Source organism: Paraglaciecola sp., assembly GCF_051252315.1.
Taxonomy (GTDB): domain Bacteria; phylum Pseudomonadota; class Gammaproteobacteria; order Enterobacterales; family Alteromonadaceae; genus Paraglaciecola.
In genome coordinates this window covers 18,928-36,085 of sequence record NZ_JBPOFP010000042.1, presented here as the reverse complement: position 1 = coordinate 36,085, position 17,158 = coordinate 18,928, and the positions used below count along the sequence as shown (strand labels likewise).

19 protein-coding genes are annotated in these 17,158 nt (G+C 38.0%); 13 read left to right on the top strand and 6 right to left on the bottom strand.

Going from position 1 to position 17,158, the window contains the following annotated elements; translation table 11 throughout:
- Positions 1-178: 178 nt before the first annotated feature.
- Complete coding sequence (locus ACSHXM_RS10360) at positions 179-664, bottom strand: acyl-CoA thioesterase (protein WP_435688688.1); 486 nt, start codon at positions 662-664, stop codon at positions 179-181.
- Positions 665-757: 93 nt separating this feature from the next.
- Here ACSHXM_RS10360 and ACSHXM_RS10355 point away from each other — a divergent pair, with 93 nt between their 5' ends.
- Positions 758-1,249, top strand: a complete 492-nt coding sequence (locus ACSHXM_RS10355; protein WP_435688687.1) for a SprT family zinc-dependent metalloprotease — start codon at positions 758-760, stop codon at positions 1,247-1,249.
- Between the two features lie 19 nt (positions 1,250-1,268).
- Here the strand turns inward: ACSHXM_RS10355 and ACSHXM_RS10350 are convergent, their stop codons facing one another.
- On the bottom strand, positions 1,269-1,610 hold the full coding sequence (locus ACSHXM_RS10350) for a PQQ-binding-like beta-propeller repeat protein (RefSeq protein ID WP_435688686.1): 342 nt from the start codon (positions 1,608-1,610) through the stop codon (positions 1,269-1,271).
- 19 nt (positions 1,611-1,629) lie between these two features.
- Positions 1,630-2,076 carry a terminus macrodomain insulation protein YfbV gene (gene yfbV, locus ACSHXM_RS10345; RefSeq protein ID WP_435688685.1) on the bottom strand — a complete coding sequence of 149 codons (447 nt, stop codon included), beginning with the start codon at positions 2,074-2,076 and terminating at the stop codon, positions 1,630-1,632.
- A 232-nt stretch (positions 2,077-2,308) separates the two neighbouring features.
- On the opposite strand from yfbV, the gene trxB reads away from it, so the two are divergent.
- The 4 genes from trxB (at position 2,309) to infA (ending at position 5,061) form a co-directional block, all read left to right on the top strand.
- Positions 2,309-3,262 carry a thioredoxin-disulfide reductase gene (trxB, locus tag ACSHXM_RS10340; protein ID WP_435688684.1) on the top strand — a complete coding sequence of 318 codons (954 nt, stop codon included), beginning with the start codon at positions 2,309-2,311 and terminating at the stop codon, positions 3,260-3,262.
- Positions 3,263-3,338: 76 nt separating this feature from the next.
- Positions 3,339-4,046 carry a leucyl/phenylalanyl-tRNA--protein transferase gene (gene aat, locus ACSHXM_RS10335; protein WP_435688683.1) on the top strand — a complete coding sequence of 236 codons (708 nt, stop codon included), beginning with the start codon at positions 3,339-3,341 and terminating at the stop codon, positions 4,044-4,046.
- Between the two features lie 13 nt (positions 4,047-4,059).
- Complete coding sequence (locus ACSHXM_RS10330) at positions 4,060-4,758, top strand: arginyltransferase (protein ID WP_435688682.1); 699 nt, start codon at positions 4,060-4,062, stop codon at positions 4,756-4,758.
- A gap of 84 nt (positions 4,759-4,842) precedes the next feature.
- Positions 4,843-5,061, top strand: a complete 219-nt coding sequence (gene infA, locus ACSHXM_RS10325) for a translation initiation factor IF-1 (RefSeq protein ID WP_008844395.1) — start codon at positions 4,843-4,845, stop codon at positions 5,059-5,061.
- Between the two features lie 107 nt (positions 5,062-5,168).
- Here the strand turns inward: infA and clpA are convergent, their stop codons facing one another.
- Entirely contained in the window at positions 5,169-7,445 is a 2,277-nt protein-coding gene (clpA, locus tag ACSHXM_RS10320) for an ATP-dependent Clp protease ATP-binding subunit ClpA (protein ID WP_435688681.1), read from the bottom strand.
- Between the two features lie 60 nt (positions 7,446-7,505).
- Entirely contained in the window at positions 7,506-7,820 is a 315-nt protein-coding gene (gene clpS / locus ACSHXM_RS10315) for an ATP-dependent Clp protease adapter ClpS (RefSeq protein WP_435688680.1), read from the bottom strand.
- A gap of 232 nt (positions 7,821-8,052) precedes the next feature.
- On the opposite strand from clpS, the gene cspD reads away from it, so the two are divergent.
- Positions 8,053-8,271, top strand: a complete 219-nt coding sequence (gene cspD, locus ACSHXM_RS10310; protein WP_235313659.1) for a cold shock domain-containing protein CspD — start codon at positions 8,053-8,055, stop codon at positions 8,269-8,271.
- Positions 8,272-8,395: 124 nt separating this feature from the next.
- On the opposite strand, the gene ACSHXM_RS10305 is transcribed toward cspD, so the two are convergent.
- Positions 8,396-10,618, bottom strand: a complete 2,223-nt coding sequence (locus ACSHXM_RS10305; protein WP_435688679.1) for an NADP-dependent isocitrate dehydrogenase — start codon at positions 10,616-10,618, stop codon at positions 8,396-8,398.
- Positions 10,619-10,867: 249 nt separating this feature from the next.
- Between ACSHXM_RS10305 and ACSHXM_RS10300 the strand changes: the two genes are divergently transcribed.
- The 7 genes from ACSHXM_RS10300 (at position 10,868) to ACSHXM_RS10270 (ending at position 17,156) form a co-directional block, all read left to right on the top strand.
- The gene (locus ACSHXM_RS10300; protein WP_435688678.1) at positions 10,868-11,467 is read left to right on the top strand and encodes a pseudouridine synthase; all 600 of its coding nucleotides are present in this window, start codon (positions 10,868-10,870) and stop codon (positions 11,465-11,467) included.
- 82 nt (positions 11,468-11,549) lie between these two features.
- Positions 11,550-12,065 (top strand): NUDIX hydrolase, encoded by a 516-nt coding sequence (locus tag ACSHXM_RS10295; RefSeq protein ID WP_435688677.1) that lies wholly within the window; start codon positions 11,550-11,552, stop codon positions 12,063-12,065.
- A gap of 116 nt (positions 12,066-12,181) precedes the next feature.
- Positions 12,182-12,436 carry a hypothetical protein gene (locus ACSHXM_RS10290; RefSeq protein ID WP_435688676.1) on the top strand — a complete coding sequence of 85 codons (255 nt, stop codon included), beginning with the start codon at positions 12,182-12,184 and terminating at the stop codon, positions 12,434-12,436.
- 226 nt (positions 12,437-12,662) lie between these two features.
- A complete protein-coding gene (gene mnmA, locus ACSHXM_RS10285) occupies positions 12,663-13,793 on the top strand; it encodes a tRNA 2-thiouridine(34) synthase MnmA (protein WP_435688675.1) in 1,131 nt (376 codons plus the stop codon).
- On the top strand, positions 13,793-14,440 hold the full coding sequence (gene hflD / locus ACSHXM_RS10280) for a high frequency lysogenization protein HflD (RefSeq protein WP_435688674.1): 648 nt from the start codon (positions 13,793-13,795) through the stop codon (positions 14,438-14,440). The genes mnmA and hflD overlap by 1 nt, the downstream gene beginning before the upstream one ends.
- A gap of 10 nt (positions 14,441-14,450) precedes the next feature.
- Complete coding sequence (gene purB, locus ACSHXM_RS10275; RefSeq protein ID WP_435688673.1) at positions 14,451-15,824, top strand: adenylosuccinate lyase; 1,374 nt, start codon at positions 14,451-14,453, stop codon at positions 15,822-15,824.
- Positions 15,825-15,920: 96 nt separating this feature from the next.
- Entirely contained in the window at positions 15,921-17,156 is a 1,236-nt protein-coding gene (locus ACSHXM_RS10270) for an adenylate/guanylate cyclase domain-containing protein (protein WP_435688672.1), read from the top strand.
- The last annotated feature ends 2 nt before the right edge of the window (positions 17,157-17,158 follow it).

Genomic DNA, 17,158 nt, shown 5'->3' with positions numbered 1-17,158 from the left:
GTAATAATATTTTTCATTTAGGTATTCGCAATAAGTTATTTACTGCCTACTTAAAAACAATATCCTTAAAAAGGCAAGTCAGATTGTTAACAATTTAACAATAATATTCGATATTATTCATCGGCAACGTCGTATTCAATAACCAAAACGCTGGTCACAAAAGTAAATTTTGGAAAAACTACTCGTCTGTTAGCGTACTTTGTAGTTGCTTATCCAAGCTTTGCGCAGATTCTTTGGCTTGAATCGCATATTTTTCCAAGGCTAAATCTCGTTCAGACGCAGGCTCCCAACTGGGCACTTCAACAGGGTAACCGGCTTCATCACTAGCAACAAATGCCATTATACAATGCCCTGTTTCTACCATAGCGTTAATTTTTGGGTCACTCGCGAGTACGCTAATATATATGTGCATACTCGTTCTGCCCGTGTGCACAATTTGTGCTCTTAGTGTCACCATTTGGCCGACTAAAATTGGACGTTTAAAGCGAATTCCGCCTATCGAAACAGTCACACAATAACGGCCACTCCATTGAGCTGCACAGGCATATCCCACTTGATCCATCCATTTCATGACAATACCGCCATGCACCTTCCCACCAAAATTAACATCGGTTGGTTCTGCTAAAAATCGAAAATTTAATGAGCGACGTTGTGCAATATCCATTTAGGATCCTATTGACTTAGAGAGTGTTATGTAGGGAATTATCGTTTAAAATCATCTAATTGTCAGTAATAGTTGCATAAGGCCTAAAGACTTTTGTCTAAACAAGATCAACAAATGGTTATCAATCGTGTTTTAGAATGTTTTCAAGAAGCATCTGTACAACTCAATAGATCTTTTAAACATCCCATTGTCTCCTTTAAACAACGGGGTAAAATCGCGGGTAGCGCACGATTACAAGTAAATGAATTACGTTTTAATCCCATATTATTGAGTGACAATCTACAAACATTCTTAGATGAAGTCGTTCCCCATGAAGTTTGTCATTTAATTGCATTTAATTTATTTGGAAAAGTTCGCCCTCATGGCAAGGAATGGAAAAGCCTAATGAAAAAGCTGTTTAATTTGAACGGTCAGACTTATCACAAAATGGACGTGAAAAAAGTAGCAGGCAAACAGTTTGTCTATCACTGTAATTGTGGACCAATTCAGCTAAGTATTCGTCGACACAATAAGGTAAAAAGAGGCGAACAAAAATATACCTGCCGCAAATGTTTAACGAATTTAAAGTTCGTCAGTAAGGAATAAGTAAAATGAAAGGAAAAAGCTAGTCACTGCCATTTGTGGTGCTATTGGTTGTTACAATCGTTGCAGCAACAGCTTGTTGTGAAGCAACTTGATTTGCAATCGCTGCTGAGCTTTGGCCTTCAGTGGCAATAATACATGCACCATATCCGTAACCACTTAAACCGTTTTCCCACTTAATCTCGCCAGACTTAGCATCGATACAAAATAAATGCCCACCCGAATATGCGTAGATAAAGCCATCTTCATAAAACACGTTAGTTACTGCACTAGATGATTTTAATTTTGTAGACCAAATAATGTCTCCACTATTCTTATCAATACAAACGGCTTTACCTTGAATACCTAAATATAATTTTTCCATTGTTACCTACGCTATTAAATTAAAACCAACTTTTGGTAAAAGCTTTATCTAATTCATCAAAAGCTGTTTTTAGTAAACAGGCTAATTCTTTATATTTAGGTTTTGCCTTTGGACTTTGTAAAGCACAACCTTGTATTTGCATTTTGCGGTGAATATCTAAATACCAAGAGTTGAGAGACGGAGGTAAAACTTGATTAGATCTATGGCCTAACCAAATTAATCCTTGTAAGGGTAAAGACAAAAAGAATGCACCAATTGCCAGAGCTTGAGGTAATATTTCATAACCTCTAACATTAACCATAAAAGCAACAGATAACACAGCTAAAGCCGGCATAACTTTGATGGACAGTTTAGTCGCTGATATCACTCGACCTTCAGGAAACATGCTAAACAACTGTCTTTGCATCGGCCATGTTTGCATGTATTGCTGACCATCTTTTACTATCGATGTGATTGTACCTGCCAACTGACTTCTCCTTAATAATATAAAGACATTCTAACCACAATTAGCACTTTAGGCTAACATCTAACGGTTATATACAAAGAACATTAGTAGTCATGTAGGAATTATTCGTATTTAATCGACTAAGTTTTTTAGCATATCATTGAAAGTAAAAGACTTGCCCACATCTATAGCCCATACGATAATTGGATTGCCTATTTGTAGGTAATGATTAATAGAATAATTGGAGAGCAAAATGTCTGAAGCGAGACACGTAAAGTTACTTATATTAGGTTCAGGTCCAGCAGGATACGCCGCCGCTGTATATGCTGCTAGAGCAAACTTAAATCCAGTTTTGTTAACAGGCATTCAGCAAGGTGGTCAGTTGACAACCACCACGGAAGTTGAAAACTGGCCAGGTGATCCAGAAGGACTAACAGGACCAGATTTAATGGTTCGTATGCAAAAACATGCTGAGAAGTTTGATACGGAAATTATATTTGACCATATTAACAAAACAGATTTATCTAAACGTCCTTTTACATTAACGGGTGACCAAGGTACTTATACTTGTGATTCTTTAATCATTTGTACGGGCGCTTCTGCAAAATATTTAGGTATGGAGTCTGAAACTGCGTTTATGGGCAAAGGCGTTTCAGCCTGTGCAACTTGTGATGGATTCTTTTACCGCAACCAAAAAGTGGCGGTTGTAGGCGGTGGTAACACGGCTGTCGAAGAAGCTTTATATTTGTCCAACATCGCTTCAGAAGTACATGTTATTCACAGAAGAGATTCTTTTAGAAGCGAAAAGATACTAGCAGACCGTTTAATGGAAAAAGCCAAAAACGGCAATGTGACATTACATTTTGATAGACAGCTTGATGAAGTATTAGGTGACGACATGGGCGTTACAGGTATACGCATAAAAGATACTAAGTCTGACGCAACTGAAGAGTTAGATTTAATGGGGTTATTCATTGCTATCGGTCATCAACCTAACACTTCTATTTTTGAAGGTGAATTAGCCATGAAAGATGGATATATCACAGTACAAAGTGGAACTGAAGGCAACGCAACGCAAACCAGTGTAGAAGGTGTTTTTGCTGCAGGTGATGTTAGTGATCATATCTATCGCCAAGCTATTACTTCTGCAGGAACTGGTTGTATGGCCGCACTCGATGCAGAAAAATATCTTGATGGATTAGAATAGTTCTATCCTATATAGTGACGTAACCTAAGGCCTCAATAGAGGCCTTTTCTATTTTATTAACACATAACTTGATGTAATGATCACGCTAACCCAATTAGACGCCCACACAAATTTTCCATCAGCGAATATGGCTTTAGAAGAACCAAATGGACTACTAGCGTTTGGTGGAGACTTAAGCTGTGAAAGATTAAAGAGTGCCTACTCAAAGGGAATATTCCCTTGGTTTAGTGAAGGCGAGCCCATAATGTGGTGGTCACCGGATCCTCGAGGGATAGTGCGTATAGACCAATACAAAGCGAGTAAAAGTTTACGAAAATTTGCGCGTAAGTGTGACTATAAAATATCCGTTAACTTAGCTTTTGAAGAAGTCATAGATTCGTGTGCATATATTCCTCGTAATGATTCAGGAACGTGGATCACCGATGATATGATCCAAGCTTACATAACCTTGCATCGAACAGGACATGCTCACTCAATCGAAGTATGGGATGACGCTGAACTTGTGGGTGGATTATACGGAGTGGTCGTTGGTAAGGTATTTTGTGGGGAATCTATGTTCCATCAAGCCACTAATGCTTCAAAATTAGCCTTTTCCCATTTAGTACAATTATTAAAATTTAATGGTGCCAATTTTATTGATTGCCAAATGCAAAATCCACATTTAGCCAGTTTAGGTTGTATTGAAGTATCTAGGGATTATTTTTTAGACCAATTAAAATCACAACAAGAAGATGATTTCCCAGACTACTTATGGAAACCAAGATACCTTCAAGCATTAATTTAGAATGAGCACGACTATGAAATTTGGAATAACCCAAGCGTTTCAGTGCAGTTATCTCAGTGATCAGAATGAGCAACTATTAGTCTTAATGCCAGAAACGGAGCCAACAGCGCAACACTACGATTACCTAATAGCAGCAGGGTTTAGACGTAGTGGATTGCAAATTTATCGACCTCACTGTCAAACCTGTAATGCATGTGAAGCCATTAGGTTACCCATACATTTATTTAAACGTTCAAAAAGCCAAAAGCGTATTTGGAATAAAAATAAAGATATTACGATAAAAGTCAGCGACAAAGACAAACCTGAATACTACCCATTGTATGAGTCATATATCAATCAAAGGCACGCTGATGGAAGCATGTTTCCAGCCTCTAGGCCACAGTACGATGGATTTATAATAAGCCCTTGGGATAATGCTCTATTTATTGAGTTTTATGTACTAGATGAATTAATTGGCGTAGCAGTCACCGATGAAATGCCACATTCATTGTCGGCTTTGTACACATTTTTTAAACCAGAAGAAGATAAACGTTCTCTTGGAACCTATGCTATTTTGCAACAAATTGAATTGGCCAAGTCATTAAATAAAACGTATTTGTATCTTGGATATCAAATCGATGCATGCGCAAAAATGAACTATAAACAGAAATTTTTACCCCATGAACGCTTTTTTGAAGAAAAATGGCAACTAATTGCAAAAAATGTTGGGTAAAGCTTTACACAAGCCTGCTTATTGGGCAAAATCTGCGCGGCATTTTTAGACACTTATTTTATTGATTAGAGGTAGCAAAGTTAGATGGCGAAAGAAGATTGTATTGAAATGGAAGGCACTGTGTTGGATACCCTTCCAAATACTATGTTTCGTGTTGAATTAGAAAATGGTCACGTTGTTACCGCACATATCTCAGGTAAAATGCGTAAAAACTATATTCGTATTTTAACCGGTGACAAGGTTACAGTTGAAATGACACCTTATGACCTAACTAAAGGTCGCATCATCTACCGTGCAAGATAATAGTTAAAATTGTCTTTGCTCGATAAATGTTCGAAGCGAAGCATTATAAATTAAAAAGCCGATATCAATTGATATCGGCTTTTTTGTTTTTCACACCTGATAACAATTTATGAATTAAGAGCTTCTGGTTTTACCTTACTATCTGACAAAATCTCGAATGATAACTTGTCTTTCTTTAAGGTGATTTTCACACTACCGCCATCACTTAAACGCCCAAACAATAACTCGTGCGCTAACTCTTTCTTGATTTCTTGCTGGATAACTCTAGACATAGGTCTAGCACCCATATTTTTATCATAACCTTTATCAGCTAGCCAATTACGAGCTTGGGTCGTGACTTCTAGTGACACGCCTTTATTATCTAGTTGCACTTGCAGCTCAACGATAAACTTATCCACCACCTGTAGGATGACTTCTTTATCCAAATGATTGAACCAAACAATCGAGTCCAGTCGATTTCTGAATTCAGGTGTAAATACTTTATTTATTTCTGATTTAGCATCATGACTATGATCTTGTTGTTTAAAACCAATAGAAGTACGAACTGTTTCCTGCACACCGGCATTAGTAGTCATTACCAATACCACATTTCTAAAGTCTACTTTACGGCCATTGTTATCGGTCAGGGTGCCGTGATCCATTACCTGCAGTAAAATGTTGTAAACATCAGAGTGTGCCTTTTCGATTTCATCTAATAACACCACTGAATAAGGGTGTTTGATGACTGCGTCTGTTAACAAACCTCCTTGATCAAAGCCCACATATCCTGGAGGAGCACCGATTAGGCGGCTCACCGCATGACGTTCCATATATTCAGACATATCAAATCGAACTAACTCAACCCCCATAATCTTAGCCAGTTGAGCTGTCACTTCTGTTTTACCTACGCCTGTAGGGCCAGCAAACAAAAAGTTTCCTATAGGTTTGGTCTCTGTCCCTAAACCCGAGCGAGATAAACGTATTGCATCGGTTAGAGTATCGATTGCTGGATCTTGGCCAAACACCACTAACTTAAGGTCACGATCTATATTCTTTAACACTTCTTTGTCTGAAGCGGATACTGACTTTTCAGGAATACGCGCAATCTTAGCTATGATCTGCTCTATGTCGGTTACGTTAATGGTCTTCTTACGTTTAGACACAGGCATCAAACGCTGGCTCGCACCGGCTTCATCAATGATATCGATAGCCTTATCTGGCAAAAACCTTTCATTAATGTATTTTGCAGAAAGCTCAGCCGCTGCGCGCATTGCTTTGTGAGTATATCGAACACTATGATGAGCTTCGTAACGAGACTTTAAGCCCATTAAAATTTTGGTAGTATCGTTAACTGTTGGCTCTATGACGTCGACTTTTTGGAAACGACGGGCTAAGGCTCGATCTTTTTCAAAAATGCCCTGATACTCTTGATAGGTTGTTGAACCGATACAACGTAACTCACCGCTACTCAATTTAGGCTTAAGTAAGTTAGAAGCATCCATCACACCACCAGAAGCAGCGCCTGCACCTATTATAGTGTGAATTTCATCTATAAATAATATAGCCTCAGGATCTTCAGATAACTCTTTTAAAATGCCCTTTAATCGTTTCTCAAAATCCCCCCGATATTTTGTACCAGCTAACAGCGCGCCCATATCCAATGAATATACAGTCGCATCAGCAATAACCTCTGGCACATCACTATTTACAATACGATAAGCCAAACCTTCAGCAATAGCTGTTTTACCAACTCCGGCTTCTCCAACTAAAAGTGGGTTATTCTTACGGCGGCGACATAACACCTGAATACTTCTTTCTAATTCACTATCTCGCCCAATAAGCGGATCAATCTTGCCTTCTTTAGCACTGTGATTAAGATTAGTTGAATACTTGTCGAGCATAGATTGTTGTTCTTCTTGCTCAGCACCTTCTGTTTCACTTTCTGTATGTTCAACAGCTTCATCATCAATTTTAGAAACACCGTGGGAAATGAAGTTCACTACGTCTAAACGTGTAATATCTGATTTTTTGAGAATGTATACAGCTTGAGATTCCTGCTCACTGAATATGGCAACCAATACGTTAGCTCCAGTGACTTCTTCTTTACCAGAAGACTGCACATGAAAAACCGCACGTTGTAACACACGCTGGAAACCTAATGTTGGTTGGGTTTCTCGTTCGCTCCCTTCTTCTTCAAGCAACAAGGGCGTTGTGTCTTTTACAAAATCAGTGAGTTCTTTTTTAATTGATTCAATATTCGCACCGCAAGCTTGTAATGCTTCTTTAGCAGAAACATTATCAAGTAAGGCAAGAAGCAGATGTTCAACCGTCATGAACTCATGGCGATTCTCTCTGGCAAAAATAAACGCTTCGTTTAGTGTCTGCTCTAAGTCTTTATTTAACATATAAATCCCCTCTTACTACTTGAATAAATAATGCTAGGTTTGATTCTACTCTACTGTTACTCATGCTTGTTCCATAGTACACATAAGTGGATGTTGATGCTGCTTTGCATAACTACTGACCTGCATGACTTTAGTTTCTGCTATCTCTGCAGTATATATGCCACAAACCGCTTTGCCTTCATAATGAACAGTTAGCATAATTTGTTGCGCCGCTTCCCCATCTAGATTAAAGAATCTCATCAATACATCAACCACAAAATCCATTGGTGTATAGTCATCGTTATTTAACAATACCTTATACATTGGAGGTGGAGCTATTTTTTGTTTGACTGTTTCTTTTTGTTTTTCAATATCAATGGTGTTGTCTTTACCCATAAACTAAATACTTATCCAATTTTTTAAGAATAATTGTCGATTATTCGACATCAATATTTTTATTGGTAATCCTACCACTATATTTAATATCAAATTCACCTTGACAAAAACAGGTTAAAAAACCTACATTTTCATTAAGCGATTGTATAAGGTTGTTAATCGCTCTTCCTCATACATTAATAGTGTGGGGTCAAAGTTGTGTTAGTTCAAGGGATTTTAAGGAAGCAGAAGTATGGCAGTCGGCAAAGTTAAGTGGTTCAACAATGCAAAAGGGTTTGGTTTCATTGTTCCTGATGATGGAGGTGAGGATATATTTGCTCATTATTCAACTATCCAAATGGAAGGATATAGATCTCTAAAAGCAGGACAAGAAGTGAAATACGATATTCAACAAGGTCCAAAAGGCCTTCACGCTGAGAATATTGATTTCAAAGGCGAACCTGAAAATTAATCAAATTTAAATATAAAAAAAGCAGACCTAGTTAGGTCTGCTTTTTTATTGTTCTTTTCAAACACTCAAAAAATGAGTCCCTATCCCTACATTAATTAATATAGGGACAGAGCAATATTCTCAATTATGCTAGAGCACTGTTTAAAGTGGCGCTTGGGCACATCGCTTGAGTTGCTAACGCATCGTCAGGGTAGTAGTAACCACCAATATTAGCAGCTGCACCTTGAGTAGCGTCAATCTCAGCCACAATTTTTTCTTCATTAGCAGTTAAGTTATCAAACAATGGTTTGAACTTAGCGGCAAGTTCTTGATCGTCAGATTGACTCACTAATTCTCCAGCCCAATACATAGCTAAGTAGAAGTGGCTACCTCTGTTATCTAATTGGCCCGCTTTACGAAGTGGTGATTTACCATTTGTTAATAAAGTCTCTGTAGCTTTATCTAACGCGTCAGCTAAGACTTTTGCCTTAGTATTGTCAGTCTTAATCGCTAAGTCTTCTAGAGAAACGGCTAAGGCTAAAAACTCACCTAAAGAATCCCAACGTAAGTGCCCTTCTTCAACAAATTGTTGAACGTGTTTTGGAGCAGAACCACCAGCACCGGTTTCAAATAAGCCACCACCAGCCATTAATGGCACAATAGATAACATTTTAGCACTGGTGCCCAATTCTAAAATTGGGAATAAGTCAGTTAGGTAATCACGTAATACGTTACCTGTTACAGAAATGGTGTCTAACCCTTTAATAGCACGTTCCATTGAGAAACGAATAGCATCTACAGGTTTTCTAATAGAGATATCTAAACCATCTGTATCATGATCTTTCAAATAAGCAGTTACTTTAGCAATCAACTGAGCATCATGAGCGCGATTTTCATCTAACCAAAATACAGCAGGAGTATTTGACTGGCTAGCACGTGTCACAGCAAGTTTAACCCAATCACGAATAGGTGCATCTTTAGACTGACAAGCTCTCCAAATATCACCTTCTTCAACTGTATGTTCAATTAATACAGTGCCGTCTTGGTCAATGACTTGTACCTTACCATTAGCAGGCATTTCAAAAGTTTTGTCGTGCGAACCATACTCTTCTGCTTTTTGCGCCATTAAACCAACGTTGGGCACTGTGCCCATTGTAGTTGGATCAAATGCGCCATTTTCTTTACAGAAGCTGATAGTCTCTTGATAAATAGTTGCATAAGTTGCATCTGGAATAGTTGCTTTACAATCGGCAGCATTTCCATCAGGTCCCCACATGTGGCCAGAAGTACGTATCATTGCAGGCATAGAAGCATCAACAATCACGTCACTTGGTACATGTAAGTTAGTAATTCCTTTATCAGAATTTACCATTGCCATTGCTGGGCGAGACGCATAACAATCTGTTATGTCCTGCTCGATTTCAGCACGTTTCTCAGCAGGTAAACTAGCAATTTTGTCATAAACACTGCCTAGACCATTTTTGGTATCAACACCTAGCTCGTCAAATAAATCGCCGTGTTTAGCAAATACATCTTTGAAGTATACTTTTACACAGTGACCAAAAATAATTGGGTCTGATACTTTCATCATAGTTGCTTTCATATGTAACGAGAAAAGAATTCCTGCGTCTTTTGCATCTTGAATTTCTTTTTCGAAAAATTCACAAAGCGCATTTTTACTCATGAAACTAGCATCTAATACTTCACCAGCTAACAAAGCAACTTTAGGCTTAAGAATCGTCTTCTCACCATCTGTACCAGTAAACTCGATTGAAACATGTCCAGCGTTTTCTACCGTGACAGATTTTTCTGAGGTGTAAAAACAGCCTGACTCCATGTTTGCAACGTGAGTTTTTGAATCTTTACTCCAAGCGCCCATTGAATGAGGATTATTTTTTACATAATTTTTAACTGCCGCAGGTGCTCTTCGGTCAGAGTTACCTTCACGTAGTACAGGGTTTACTGCACTACCTAATACTTTACTGTAGCGAGCTTTAACGTCTTTTTCTTCGTCAGTTTGAGCATCTTCTGGAAAATCAGGTAATGCAAAACCTTTTGCTTGCAGCTCTTTAATTGCAGCAACTAACTGAGGAATTGAAGCACTTATATTTGGCAATTTAATGATATTAGTTGACGCATCTTGCGTTAACTTCCCAAGTTCATCTAAAGCATCAGGCACAGACTGCTCTGCAGGTAACTTATCAGCAAATCCAGCCAAAATACGTGCAGCTAAAGAAATATCGCTTAACTCTACTTCAATGTCAGCACTTGCCGCAAAACTACGAATAATAGGCAGTAATGAGTAAGTAGCTAGAGCTGGAGCTTCGTCCGTTTTAGTGTAGATAATCTTTGACTTAGAAATCGTCATTATGAGCCTCATGTTATAGGCACTGCTTATTTACCACGCAGTTTTATTTGTTGTTTAAAACAAAAACTTAAACAACAAAAATATAAAGCATGGAAACAGCTAAGTACCAAAAATTAAAAATATGCTTAAACAGGTGCCGACTAATATAGGGCTTGATTTAGTAAGTACAAGCCATTCGAGCATAAAAAACATTGTCAATCACACTGATTAGTCGGTATTTTAGCAAAAAAATTGTTTTAGTATTAGAAGATGTCGAAAAAACATAGTCCTAAAAGAAATCAATATAGAGATAATAAACCTAAAGTCGACCAAAGCACTCGACGAGTTTTATTGTTTAATAAACCTTTTAACGTATTAACCCAATTTACAGATCAAGAGGGCCGGCAAACATTAAAAGATTTCGTCCCCATAGAAAACGTTTATGCAGCAGGAAGGTTAGACAAGGACAGTGAAGGTTTATTGGTTTTAACTAATGATGGCAAATTACAAAATAAATTGGCATCCCCGAAGCATAAAACAAACAAGACTTATTGGGTTCAAGTTGAAGGCGAACCACAACACCAGGACTTAGAGCAGCTACGCTCTGGTGTCATCCTTAAAGATGGCCCTACTCAAGCTGCTAAAGTAGAAATAATTGACACGCCAGAAGTTTGGGAGAGAACCCCACCAGTCAGATTCAGACAAAATAAACCTACTACCTGGTTATCTATAACCATCAGCGAAGGCCGAAATAGGCAGGTTAGACGCATGACTGCCCATATTGGTTTCCCTACCCTGCGGCTAATTCGGTATTCAATTGGTAATTGGACCATTGATGACATTGAAAATGGCCAGTATCGGGAGATTTAAATTACAAGGATAAACAAAAGTACTGGTAAAGCGGCTTTTTGATTGGGTACACTGCGCCGTTTTATAGCGACTGAAGATGTAAATGCGCCTACTAAAATCCACTATCCATCCAGATGCAGATATTAACAGCTCTTTAATACTCAAGCGTGAAGCCGCTCGCGCGATTGTATTGAAAGGTCAAAATATTCTAATGCTTTACACCGAGCGCTATCACGATTACACCCTTCCGGGAGGCGGAATTGATCATGAAGAAGATATTGTTGATGGACTTATTCGGGAGCTTAAAGAAGAAACAGGTGCCAAAAATATTACTAATGTAAAACCATTTGGTCGTTACGAAGAATATCGTCCATGGTATAAAAATAACTTTGATACTCTGCACATGAATTCTTACTGTTTTACTTGTCACATTCATGACGAACTAGGCGATACTCAGTTGGAAGATTACGAAATAACAAATGGTATGCAACCCGTTTGGATAAACATTCATCAAGCCATTAAACACAACGAAGATACGATGCAAAATAGCGACAAAAAGGGCTTATCGATAGAGCGAGAAACATTTTTATTGAAACTTATCGTTGAAGAATTAGTTTAACTACCCCGAACTCTGGATAACAATTGTCGTTTCGCTTTTTATTATTTCGTTTAAATGGAACTAATTTTACCTATTCACCACTAAGCTTTTAACTTTATTTTGAAAGGACGAAATGAATGAAAAACAGATCATTAAAATTAAGTGTTATCGCTTTTGTTGTCATGTCATCTTGTACAACTCTCGACACCAAAGATGAATATGCTAAAGCCGCATTAGCAGAACAAAACTGTATGCACCAAAGTAAAACCGAATATGCCATTACTATTTTTGACAAGGATGACAAAGACAATAATGGCAAAATGAAAACTAAAACTCGTTGCACCCATATGATTGAACTATCAGACATTGAGAAGCAAAACATGGAAAAATAAAATCTCCTTTGCAATTAGGTGTAAAGCTAAGATTTCTTAAGTATACCGCTTGGAATATAACCAAAAGTAATGTTACAGGTAAATTAACTTTTCATTGAATCTTAATAGCGGTAATTAACAACTTTAATATATCAAAAACTCATCATTAACCAGATGATCTGAAAACAAATTTCCGCTATACTTCGCCTCCATTTTTTACGCGTATATCTAACCTCAAATTGATTCTATGAACACACAAACAAATACAACTGTTTCTGCACCTGACAATAGTCAAATTAAAGTCATTGTTGGCATGTCTGGCGGTGTGGATTCTTCTGTTTCTGCATACCTGCTGAAAGAGCAAGGTTATCAGGTGGAAGGTTTGTTCATGAAAAATTGGGAAGAAGATGATAACGACGAATACTGTGCTGCCGCTGAAGATTTAAAAGATGCACAAGCAGTTGCAGATAAACTCGGGATTGAGTTACACACGATAAACTTTTCAGCAGAATATTGGGACAATGTATTTGAATATTTTTTAGAAGAATACAAAGCTGGCCGTACACCAAACCCCGATATCATGTGTAACAAAGAGATCAAATTTAAAGCGTTTTTAGAATTTGCCGCAGAAGAGTTAGAAGCAGATTACATTGCCACTGGACATTATGTGCAACGCTCAAATACCTCAGGTAGTTGGCAGATGTTGCGGGGGTTAGATGGCAATAAAGACCAGAGTTATTTTTTATATACTTTAGCTGAAAAACACGTTGCTCAGACCTTATTTCCTATTGGTCATCTCGAAAAACCCAGAGTTCGAGAAATTGCACTAGAACAAGATTTAGTGACCCATAACAAAAAAGACAGTACTGGGATTTGTTTTATTGGCGAACGTAAATTCAAAGACTTTTTGGCCCAATATTTACCGGCTCAACCAGGTGAAATTGAAACGGCTGAAGGTGAAACCATCGGGCAACATGAAGGATTGATGTATCACACATTAGGCCAACGTAAAGGCCTGCTTATTGGTGGTATGAAAGAATTTGGAGATGAGCCTTGGTATGTTGTTGACAAAGACGTTGAACGAAACGTATTGATTGTAGGTCAAGGTTCCAATCATCCGCGACTTTACTCAAATGGTTTGGTTGCCAATCAATTACATTGGGTCGACCGCAAAGGTCCTGAAAATGAAATACGCTGCGCTGTAAAAACCCGTTATCGTCAAGAAGACATTCCGTGTACAGTGACACCTCAACCAGACGGCTCGGTTAAAGTAATATTCGACCAACCCCAAAAAGCAGTTACCCCAGGCCAATCTGCAGTTTTTTATCAAGATGAAGTATGCCTAGGTGGCGGTATTATAGAGAATTACATCCGTTAATGAATGATTCAAACAACAACGATAAGTTTTACGAAAGCAATTTAGCACTAGCGGGTATATGCCAAGCAGCTGCAATTGTTAAACAAATTGCAAGATCTACTGACTATGACCATGCAGCGTTAGAGTCTAGTATTCGCAGCATTACGATTACTCAACCAGACAATACAGAACAAGTGTTTGGTGATGTGTCACAATTAACCTTGGGCTTTAAGACATTGTTAAGCCAGTTAGGCAACCAATCGAATAAAGATGTAGAAGTGACGCGATACATAGCTAATTTACTGTCTATAGAGCGTAAACTTAGCCCCAATAATAAAGCCATGGCTGCTTTAGGTGATCGTATAACCAACATCCAAAGACAACAACAACACTTAGATCTACTAGATACTCAAATGTTGCGTAACTTAGATAGCGTTTATTCAGATGTTGTTAGTCCTTTAGGGCGTAAAATTCAAGTGGGTGGCGATCCGGCGCTACTCAAACGAGAAGACAATCAATACCGAGTAAGAGCTGCTTTATTAGCTGGCGTTAGAGCTGCAGTATTATGGCGACAACTCGGTGGTCGCAGACGACATATTTTGTTAAATAGACAGCAAATATTAAAAAGCGCCCAACAAACCTTTAACCACATTAGCACACCAAATTAGGAGTTATTTCATGAACTTATCTGCATTAACGGCGGTATCCCCAATAGATGGCCGTTACGGAAGTAAAACAGTTGAGTTGAGACACATTTTTAGTGAATTTGGACTATTAAAGTATCGTGTAGTGGTTGAAGTTCGCTGGTTGCAAAAATTAGCAGCCACAGCAGAAATTCAAGAAGTAGCAGCGTTAAGTAACGATGCTCAAGCCGTGCTTAATGCAATTGTTGATAACTTTAGTGAAGAAGATGCCGCTCGCATTAAAGAAATTGAACGCACTACTAACCATGATGTAAAAGCGGTTGAGTATTTCTTAAAAGAAAAAGTTGCTGATAATGCCGAACTACACGCCATAAATGAATTCATTCATTTTGCTTGTACCTCAGAGGATATCAATAACTTATCTCACGCTTTAATGTTAACTGAAGCCCGTGATTCTGTAATTTTGCCATACTGCAACAAGCTAATTGCTGAATTAAAACGTCTAGCGATTGAATTAAAATCAGTCCCTATGATGGCGCGTACTCATGGCCAACCCGCTTCACCTACTACTATGGGTAAAGAGATGGCGAATGTAATGATTCGATTACAACGCCAAACCGATCAAATAGCGCAAGTACAAATGTTAGGTAAAATTAATGGTGCTGTAGGAAACTACAATGCCCACTTATCTGCCTATCCAGATCTTGATTGGCATACGTTCTCAGAAGAATTTGTGACGAGTTTAGGTGTAACGTGGAACGCATTTACAACCCAAATCGAACCACATGACTACATTGCTGAGTTATTTGATGCGATGGCGCGTTTTAATACAATCTTAATCGACTTTGACCGTGACGTATGGGGTTACATTGCCTTAGGTCACTTTAAACAAAAAACTGTGGCTGGCGAAATTGGTTCATCTACTATGCCTCACAAAGTTAACCCTATCGACTTCGAAAACTCTGAAGGTAACTTAGGTTTAGCGAATGCCATGTTTGGTCATCTAGCAACTAAATTACCGGTTTCTCGTTGGCAGCGTGATTTAACTGACTCTACTGTACTAAGAAACTTAGGTGTGGGTGTAGGTTACGCCATTATCGCGTATCAAGCGTCTTTGAAAGGGATCAGTAAGCTTGAAGTTAATCCGCAAAGTTTATTAAATGAGCTAGATAACAACTGGGAATTATTGGCAGAACCTGTTCAAACTGTAATGCGCCGTTACGGTATTGAAAAGCCTTATGAAAAGTTAAAAGAATTGACTCGTGGTAAAAAGGTCAATCAACAAATCATGGCTGAATTCATCGACACATTAGAATTAAGTGACGATGTTAAAGCACAACTTAAATTACTAACGCCAGCGAACTATATCGGCCGTGCTATTGAGTTTGTTGAACAATTAGAAAAGTAGAAAATTCTACCTAGAGTAAACTTAGGTTACATAAATCCAAATAACGGAGTTTAGACTACACTTAGTCTTCACTCCGTTTTTTAAAGGGATTTAAAAATGTTAAGGACTGCACTTAAAAGGTGGGTTTGGTCTGGAATTGATCCTACTGCGATCTCAAACATTAACCCAATTCGGCTGACTAACATAGCTGCGCTATTTATCGTTTTCTTATCTCTACTCCAATTTCCAACTACTTTATATTTATTGCAAACTTCAGTTTATTACGAATTGACTACGATTTTTCTGACCATATTTTTATTGTGTCTGGTTCCCGCTCTTAACCATCAAAAATGTTTGGCTACAGCAAGGTGTTTACTCATTTCGGTGTACGCTTTAAATATTTTAGTTTCTTGCCTTTTGTTAGAGATCAACCTCAACATTCAATACTTCTTAATCTTGGCTGTACTTATATGTCCTTTCTTTTTTAATGAAGATGAAATAGTACAAATGCTAACAAGTATTATTGCATTGAGTGTTTTGTTTCTGGCGGTAGAAGCGTGGTTTTATATTAAATATCCAGTCGTTGAACATACTTTTCATCAACAAGTATTGAGAATTTCATACACCTGTTTATTTGCATTTTTCTGTGTATTAAGTGGTTACCATTTGTGGACAAACGTAAATCGAAGTTGGCGTAAATTGGCGAATGAACGTATTCGATCAGAACAGTTATTACTAAACATTCTTCCAGCCAGTATAGCGCTGCGTTTAAAAGAGCCTCATGCATTGATTGCTGATTACTTTGCCAAAGCCAGCATCTTATTTGCAGATATTCAAAATTTTACACCTCTATGTAAAAGCCGCTCACCTCAACAACTAGTCAGGATATTGAATGAAATTTATTGCGCCTTTGATGAGTTATCAATGAAATACGGACTCGAAAAGATTAAAACCAGTGGTGACGGTTACATGGCAGCCTGTGGCCTACCTAATGCTGATACAAAACATGCGGTTCATTGTTGTTACTGTGCAATTGAAATGCAAAAGGCCTTTCATCAAATTAACCAAAAACATAAGTTACATACGGGTTTAAGAATTGGCATTGGCTGTGGTGAAGTCATTGCAGGTATAATCGGTAAAAATAAATTTAGTTACGACATATGGGGAGAAGCGGTAAACTTGGCTTCTCGTATGGAGAGTCATGGTTTAAGTAATAAGATCCAAACCACACAATCTACTTACGAACTCACCAAACACAAATTTGAATATGTAAAACGAGGGCCCATTAATGTTAAAGGTGTTGGTTCTGTTGATACTTATTGGTTGTTGGGTAGAAAACAAATACTTGGATAATT

Excerpts from the sequence above, each read along its gene's own strand:
- hflD (WP_435688674.1), top strand. The coding sequence starts at position 13,793 with ATGAATGATTCAAACAACAACGATAAGTTTTACGAAAGCAATTTAGCA.
- trxB (WP_435688684.1), top strand. The coding sequence starts at position 2,309 with ATGTCTGAAGCGAGACACGTAAAGTTACTTATATTAGGTTCAGGTCCA.
- ACSHXM_RS10270 (WP_435688672.1), top strand. The coding sequence starts at position 15,921 with ATGTTAAGGACTGCACTTAAAAGGTGGGTTTGGTCTGGAATTGATCCT.
- ACSHXM_RS10350 (WP_435688686.1), bottom strand. The coding sequence starts at position 1,610 with ATGGAAAAATTATATTTAGGTATTCAAGGTAAAGCCGTTTGTATTGAT.
- aat (WP_435688683.1), top strand. The coding sequence starts at position 3,339 with ATGATCACGCTAACCCAATTAGACGCCCACACAAATTTTCCATCAGCG.
- cspD (WP_235313659.1), top strand. The coding sequence starts at position 8,053 with ATGGCAGTCGGCAAAGTTAAGTGGTTCAACAATGCAAAAGGGTTTGGT.
- ACSHXM_RS10295 (WP_435688677.1), top strand. The coding sequence starts at position 11,550 with ATGCGCCTACTAAAATCCACTATCCATCCAGATGCAGATATTAACAGC.
- purB (WP_435688673.1), top strand. The coding sequence starts at position 14,451 with ATGAACTTATCTGCATTAACGGCGGTATCCCCAATAGATGGCCGTTAC.
- clpS (WP_435688680.1), bottom strand. The coding sequence starts at position 7,820 with ATGGGTAAAGACAACACCATTGATATTGAAAAACAAAAAGAAACAGTC.
- ACSHXM_RS10290 (WP_435688676.1), top strand. The coding sequence starts at position 12,182 with ATGAAAAACAGATCATTAAAATTAAGTGTTATCGCTTTTGTTGTCATG.
- ACSHXM_RS10300 (WP_435688678.1), top strand. The coding sequence starts at position 10,868 with ATGTCGAAAAAACATAGTCCTAAAAGAAATCAATATAGAGATAATAAA.
- infA (WP_008844395.1), top strand. The coding sequence starts at position 4,843 with ATGGCGAAAGAAGATTGTATTGAAATGGAAGGCACTGTGTTGGATACC.
- ACSHXM_RS10330 (WP_435688682.1), top strand. The coding sequence starts at position 4,060 with ATGAAATTTGGAATAACCCAAGCGTTTCAGTGCAGTTATCTCAGTGAT.
- clpA (WP_435688681.1), bottom strand. The coding sequence starts at position 7,445 with ATGTTAAATAAAGACTTAGAGCAGACACTAAACGAAGCGTTTATTTTT.
- ACSHXM_RS10305 (WP_435688679.1), bottom strand. The coding sequence starts at position 10,618 with ATGACGATTTCTAAGTCAAAGATTATCTACACTAAAACGGACGAAGCT.
- mnmA (WP_435688675.1), top strand. The coding sequence starts at position 12,663 with ATGAACACACAAACAAATACAACTGTTTCTGCACCTGACAATAGTCAA.
- ACSHXM_RS10360 (WP_435688688.1), bottom strand. The coding sequence starts at position 664 with ATGGATATTGCACAACGTCGCTCATTAAATTTTCGATTTTTAGCAGAA.